5 protein-coding genes and 2 pseudogenes are annotated in these 6624 nt (G+C 71.4%); 5 read left to right on the forward strand and 2 right to left on the reverse strand.

The features are described from left to right. Positions 1 to 552: 552 nt before the first annotated feature. The gene (locus C8D89_RS29625) at positions 553 to 780 is read right to left on the reverse strand and encodes a hypothetical protein (protein WP_165826000.1); all 228 of its coding nucleotides are present in this window, start codon (positions 778 to 780) and stop codon (positions 553 to 555) included. A gap of 15 nt (positions 781 to 795) precedes the next feature. On the opposite strand from C8D89_RS29625, the gene C8D89_RS29630 reads away from it, so the two are divergent. From C8D89_RS29630 to C8D89_RS31290, 4 genes and pseudogenes are all read left to right on the forward strand, one after another. After that, positions 796 to 1146, forward strand: a complete 351-nt coding sequence (locus C8D89_RS29630) for a rhodanese-like domain-containing protein (protein ID WP_165826001.1) — start codon at positions 796 to 798, stop codon at positions 1144 to 1146. Positions 1147 to 1680: 534 nt separating this feature from the next. Beyond that, complete coding sequence (locus C8D89_RS28550) at positions 1681 to 2406, forward strand: 3-keto-5-aminohexanoate cleavage protein (protein WP_243418454.1); 726 nt, start codon at positions 1681 to 1683, stop codon at positions 2404 to 2406. 212 nt (positions 2407 to 2618) lie between these two features. After that, positions 2619 to 3263 (forward strand): annotated as a pseudogene (locus C8D89_RS30630) (DDE-type integrase/transposase/recombinase); the annotation flags it as partial. A 469-nt stretch (positions 3264 to 3732) separates the two neighbouring features. Beyond that, positions 3733 to 5043, forward strand: a pseudogene (locus C8D89_RS31290) (ISL3 family transposase). A 76-nt stretch (positions 5044 to 5119) separates the two neighbouring features. Here C8D89_RS31290 and C8D89_RS28565 read toward each other — a convergent pair. Beyond that, positions 5120 to 6148, reverse strand: coding sequence for an IS110 family RNA-guided transposase (locus tag C8D89_RS28565; protein ID WP_243418455.1), 1029 nt, complete (start codon positions 6146 to 6148; stop codon positions 5120 to 5122). A gap of 176 nt (positions 6149 to 6324) precedes the next feature. On the opposite strand from C8D89_RS28565, the gene C8D89_RS29635 reads away from it, so the two are divergent. Continuing rightward, positions 6325 to 6540 (forward strand): hypothetical protein, encoded by a 216-nt coding sequence (locus C8D89_RS29635; RefSeq protein WP_165825999.1) that lies wholly within the window; start codon positions 6325 to 6327, stop codon positions 6538 to 6540. Positions 6541 to 6624: the final 84 nt, after the last annotated feature.

Here is a 6624-nt window from a genome sequence, read left to right on the forward strand (position 1 = left end):
ACGGGCGGCCAGCAGGCCCACCAACCGCTCGAGGCGGTTCATACACCGGACCGGCCCGCCGGTCACGGTCTAGATCCCGCCGACCGGAGCCCCCGGCACCCCGACCCGACCACCAACCCACGCCTGCGGGCATCGGGCGCAGCCCGGCTAGGTGTCGACTTCCGCGGGTAGCTCCCGCCGCTGCCAGTCGAGGCGGTGGGTCCCGGCCCCGTCGCGCGGCGTGCTGCCGATGGGGGGCGCGCCGGGGCCATCCACATGAACCGCTGGGCGATCCCGGCTCGCGGCGCCTTCTGCTGCTGGAATTGATCTGGCGGCAACGGCGACAGTTGGGAGCCCCTGTAGCGGGGTCCGGTCTCGCCGCGCCGCGAGCCGGACCCTTCGGCCCCGGCACTTCCTCCCCCCGGAGGTGTGCCGGGGCCGTCCCCGCCACGTTTTGGCCCACGTGGGAATTGGTGACCCTTTCCAAGTCTCGGGGTTCACACCGCGAGCGTCGGGGCGAGTTCCTGGCGCCGCAGAGCATCACGCATGTGGCGTCGGGGCCGTCTTCACCGTTCATCGTGGCGCCACCCGGTCGCAGTACTCCGAGTACTCGCCGAACCACGGCGCGCGCATCCGCGCCCGGCCCGGAGCCGAGACGACGGCGATGCCGGGCTCGGCGGTGCGGTGCTCGGCGCCGAGCGCGCGGAGCGATTCCCCACGAAGAGCTGGTCGCTCCGAGACCCGCGGGCGGCGATAATCGGGCTGGATCGGGGCGGTGGAATGCCGCGCCCGCGGGGCCATCTGTTGAGGGGCTCGATGTACCAGGAGATGTGTGTTCACGAGCTCGCCCAGGGTCTGGAGCGCCGCGACGTCGTGCTGCTCGACGTTCGCGACGCCGAGCACTTCGCGGCAGGCCACATCCCGGGCTCCCTACCAGTGCCGCTGCCGGACCTGCCGGGTCGCCTACGCGACCCCGACGACGAGCTCTGGGCGCGTCTGTTCGGCGCGCGGCGCCCCTTGCTCATCCGGGTGGGCATCGTGGGTGATGCCGAGCGCACCATCGATGCCGCCGCCATCCTGGACGAGCTCGGCGTCGAGTCCTACGTGGTAGCCGGCGGAACACGGGCGTGGAGCGCGGCCGGACGCCCGCTCAACCGCCGATGGTAGGAACGCTCACCTCGACGCCCCGACGTCCACCCCGACCGCGGCCTCGACCGCGGCCGTCACTTCGGCGCACCCGGCGATCGTCGACGTCGAAGACTTGTGCGGGATCGGGCCAGCTCGACCTGTGTTGCCCGCGCCGGCATCACCTCGCGGGCATGGCTGCGTCCGCCCGGCGCCCGAACGGCCGCCCGAGTCCGGCCTACTGGCCCGCTTGATAACGATCGGTTAGCGAGCAGGGTCAGTGGGACCCTTTCGTGTGAACGAACATCGTGGAACGGGGGCTCACGGTGACCGCTCTGCTACTCGCCGCAGCTGGGGATGTCTCCCACGCCCTGATGGACGCCACGATGTACGCGCCCGGTCAGCGGTGTGGCTCCCGACGACCACGGCCCCAGGCAGCGGACCCTGGGCTGCCCGGCCGGGCAATCACCTCCGTCCCCATGGCGGGACGGCACGGGTTTCGGACCTGGTGACGCCGTGGTGTTGCAGTGCTGCCTCAACGGTGCGCGCCCGGCCGGCGCGTACCCGGCGGTGCCGATGAGTCCGCGTCACCTCGCCCGGGACGCGCGGGCGGTGTCCGCGCTCGGCGTCCATAGCGTGCACGTGCACCCCCGCGATCGGGACGGTCGGGAAAGCCTCGATCCGCCCACTGTCGGGGCCGTGACCCACGCGATCCGTGCCGCGGCGCCGCGGACCGAGATCGGCGTCACGACCGCCCGCTGGGTCGAGCCCGACCCCCTCACCCGCATCGACATCATCGGCCAGTGGGGTCGGCTGCCCGCGCACGCCCGCCCCGACGTCGCCTCGGTCAACGTCCACGAACGCGGATGGCAGCGGGTGTGCGCCGCCCTCGTAGCGGCGGGCATCGGGGTGGAGCTCGGCGTGTGGACCTGCGGCGACGCCGTGCAGCTCCGGCAGGCCGGCCTGCCGCCGGGCACGATCCGGGTCCTGGCCGAGGTCACCGTGACCGATCCCGAGATCGCGCTCATCGAGGCCATGCGCATCCTCGACGCACTGGGCCCGCTGCCCGCTCCGATCCTGCTGCACGGCGAGGACGCCGGGGCCTGGCCCGTCCTGGCCCACGCCCAGCGCCTCAACCTCGACACCCGGATCGGCTTCGAAGACACCCTCGAGGGCCCGGAGCGCGCCAGGCGGGCCACCAGCAACGAGCAGCTCGTGCGCTACGCGCTGGACAAGGCCGCCACCCCACAGCGCGCTGACCGTTCGGTCCGCAGCCGACGGGGCGCCGCGCACCGGCACTAGCAGAGAGCTCCGCCGATCGCGCCGCGCGACGGCAAGGAGCGTCGGCGATCTCTGCATGGAACATGTCGTGGAGAACAGCGGTTTCAGCGGGTGTGCGTGGAGTAGATCAGCGTGCCGCCGCTACGCCTTCGGCCGTGGTGCCTGGAACTCGCGCGCCCATCGCGCGCGGGACCAACGACATGTCGGGTCGTACCTACAGCGACACGTGAGCCCGTCCCCGGACAGCCCCTGACCGGCGGCTACTGCGCCCGCACGCGGTGGTTCTGATCGCGAGCGCCTCCGTTCCACCACCGATTCGCCCGCCGGCCCCGCGCCACCCGCGGTGGGGCGCGCGACGGATCGCTTTCGAGCTCGCCCGTGCGCCCGGCAGCCACGCCGCGCCGTCGCGGGCGACGGTGCACCGGGTGCTGTCGCGTCACAGTCTGGTGGCCTCGCAGGAGCAGCGCCGCCCGCGCCGGTACAGGCGGTGGGCCCGGGAGACGCCGATGGCGCTCTGGCAGCTCGACATCGTGGGCGGGGTGTTCCTCGCCGACGGGCGCGAGGTCAAGATAGTCTCCGGGATCGATGACCACTCCCGCTATGTCGTGATCGCCGCGCTGGTCGTCGTTCCGACCGGCCGCGCGGTCAGTGAGGCATCGCTGGCCGCGGTGGAGCGCTACGGGGTGCCCGGTGAGGTGCTCACCGACAACGGCAAGCAGTTCACCGGCCGCTACACCCGACCGGCCCCGGTGGAGGTGCTCTTCGAGCGGGTCTGCCGCGAGCGCGGGATCACCGCCCGGTTGACCAAGCGCCGGTCCCCGACGACCACCGGCAAGATCGAGCGGTTCCACCAGACCCTGCGCGGCGAGCTGCTCGACCAAGAGTCTGGACATGGCCTTCCCGGCCGACCTGTTCCGCCCGAACGACACGCCACGCGCTCCCGGCCCCGTTGCCCCCGTGCGCGGCGGGCACACCGGACCCGCCTCGTCTTCGTCCACGGCGTCGTCCTCGTCGGCGACGCCGACGGACACGGTCGTACGGGCCGGCGCGGTGGAGCTCGAGGTGCGGGTCCCGGGCTGCGGCAGTGTCGCGTTCGCCGCCCATCGCAGCTCTGGCTCGGTCCGGCCTACGCGGCCGTGTCGTCACTGTGTGGGCCGACGTCGACACCGTGCACGTCAGCCTCGAGGACCGGCTCCGGAAGACCGTGCCCGGCTCTTCCGGAAATGGAGTGCAGCTGAGGGCGTGATCGACCGGGCAGACGGGGTCGTGTCGCTGCGGCGAGGCGGGCCCCGAGAAGTTGATGATGAAGGTTCCTACACCAGTGATCGTCAACATCCCGGGGACCCGATGCCGCAGCCTACGTCGCCGCCCGCCCAGATCGTGGCCGACACGATCGTCCCCAGTGTCGAACTCGGAGTGCGGATCACCGACGCCGCGATCGCCGGCGAAACGACGGTGCTGTGGTGCGATCTGATCACCGACGGGCCGGGCCGCTGCCCGGCCTGCGCCATCGCGGGGAGCTATCGCGACAGTGTCGAGCGCCGGGTCAGCGACGTCCCGGTCGTCGGGCATCCCCTCGACCTGCGGGTGCGCCTGCCGCGCTACCGATGTGTCCACGACGGCTGTGACCGCGAGGTGTTCTGCCACGACACCAACCGGCTGGCCCGCCCGGGCTGGTCGACAACCCGACACTGCGCGCAGTACATCCTGCGGCGCCTGGCCATCGACAAGGCGACCGTCTCCGCGGTGGCCCGCGAGCTCGGCCGCAGCTGGGACACCGTCAACGCCATCGCCGTCGCCGCCTAGCGAGCTGCTGCTCACCGCTGGCCCGGCTCGTCTCGACGGGGTCCGGGTGATCGGGGTCGACGAGCACAAGTGGTCCCATGTGCGCGGCGCCGACGCCGACGGGTTGGTCACCGTGATCACCGACCTTACCCCGGTTGTCGCGGGTCAGGGCCCGGCCCGGTTGCTCGACATGATTCCCGGCCGCTCCGCGGCGGCGATGGCCGGGTGGCTGGCCGAGCGCAGTCCCGATTTCCGCGCGGCGGTCGTGATCGTCGCGATGGACGGGTTCGGCGGCTACAAGGCCGCCGCGATCGAGGCGCTGCCCGACGCGGTCACGGTCACGGATCCGTTCCACGTGGTCGCCTTGTGCGGCCAGAAACTCGACCTGTGCCGACAGCGCGTGCAGCAGGACACCCTCGGGCACCGCGGCCGCTCCGGGGACCCGCTCTACGGGGTGCGGCGCGCGCTGCGCACCCGCGACGGGTTGCTCACCGAGCGGCAGTGGACCCGGATCGCTGCGGTGTTCGCCGACGACGCCCACGCCGCGGTCGAGGTGACCTGGTGTGTCTACCAGCAGCTCATCGAGCCTACGCCCACGACGATCCCCAGCGCGGTAAAACCCTGCTCACCGCCCTGATCGAACTGCTCCGTCGCGGCCTACCCGCCGGCCTCGAGGAACTCGCCCAGCTCGGACGAACCCTGCACCGCCGCCGCGACGACGTCCTGGCCTACTTCTCCCATCGCGCCTCGAACGGGCCGACCGAAGCCATCAACGGCCGCTTGGAAGCGCTACGCCGCAACGCCCTCGGCTTCCGCAATCTCATCAACTACCGCATCCGCTCACTGCTCCACTGCGGATCTCTCGCACTCTGACCCGAAAATCCGAGCCGGGCACGGCAGCCCGAAGGCACCCCGCGCAGCGGGGTAAGAGGGCCGGCTGGTCGTGAGGTCAGGCGGCCGGGGTGATGGTGACGGTGTAGCCGAGGGCTTCGAGCTGGGCGATGTGGGCTCGCTTCTTGCGTTCGGGATCGGTGCGGCGGTCGTGGAAGTCTGGCCCGAGCTCGATGTAGCCGGCCTCGGGATCGGCGAGCAGATGCCAGATGATCACCAGGATGGAACGGCCCACGGCGACAATGGCCTTCTTCTTGCCGCGCCGACGCGCGATGCGCCGGTAGCGTTCGCCGAGGAAGGTGTTGGTGCGCCCCGCGCAGACCGCGGCCTCACCGAGGACCTTGGCCAGGTAGCGGTTGCCGTGCCCGGTGGAGCCCCTGCCCGTGGTCTTGCCGGCGGACTGCTTGGTCTGGGGTGTGAACTTGGCCCAGGAGGCCAGGTGCCCGGCGGTAGGGAACCGGGACATGTCCAGCCCGACCTCGGAGACGACCACCGCGGCGCCGACCGGCCCGAGCCCGAGGATCTCATCGAGCCGGGTGATCGTCTCGGCGAAAGGGGCGACCATCTCCTCGAGGGTGGCCTCCAGCTCGGTGATGTCGGTGCTCAACGCGTCGATACGGGCGAGCATCTTGCCCAGCAACAAGGCGTGATGGTCGGTGAAGAACCCGGTGAACGCCTCCTCCAGGGTGCTGATCTTGCTGCGCATGCGGCCGCGGGCCAGCTGCGCGAGCATCTTGGGGTCGCGCCGGCCGGCGATGAGGTGGGCCATCATGTCGCGCCCGGAGACCCCGAAGATGTCCAAGGCGACCACCGACAATTTGATCTGGGCGTCCTCGAGCAGCTTCTCCACCCGCTGCTTCTCCGCGGTACGCACCTCGACGAGATCGCAGCGGTACCGCGCGACGTCGCGCAGCCGGCGGATCTCCGGTGGGGGCACGAAGCTCGGGCGCAGCATCTGGCGTTCGGCGACCTTGGCCAGCCACACCGCGTCGAGCTTGTCGGTCTTGGGCCGGCCCGGCAGGTGCTTGACGTCGCGGGCGTTGACCAGCCAGGTCTCGAACCCGTGCGCCTCGAGCAGGTAGAACACCGGCTTCCAGTAGTCCGAGGGTGGCTTCCATGACCACCCGGGTCACCCCGAGCACCCGCAGGTGATCGGCCATCCCCAGCAGCGAGCGGGTCATCGTCGACCAGGTCGTCACGTTCTGGAGCCGTCGCCCCGGGCGGTCCTCGTTCGGGACCCTGGCGCAGCACACCACCTCGGCCTTGCCGATGTCGCACGCCGCGACCCGCGCGATGATCTCCTCGTTCTCGGGGTCTTCTTCGAGCATCACCGGCCTCCTCACCTGGCACCGACCCGAGGGGCCGCCCGCACGGGCCGCGCGGGACAGCGGGAATCTGACCCGCGTGCTCGAAGCAACACTGAAGCGCCCAGGCGCGACCCTCTCCACCCTGCTGAATCACGACCTCGAAGATCTGTGAGTGTCGCTGCGGTGCTCCGGCAGGGAGGACCACCAGGCTCGGTGTCGGTGACCCCGGCGTGACTCATCCAAGATCTGGCCGCTG

This window comes from Actinomycetospora cinnamomea (assembly GCF_003096675.1).
Taxonomy (GTDB): Bacteria; Actinomycetota; Actinomycetes; order Mycobacteriales; family Pseudonocardiaceae; genus Actinomycetospora; species Actinomycetospora cinnamomea.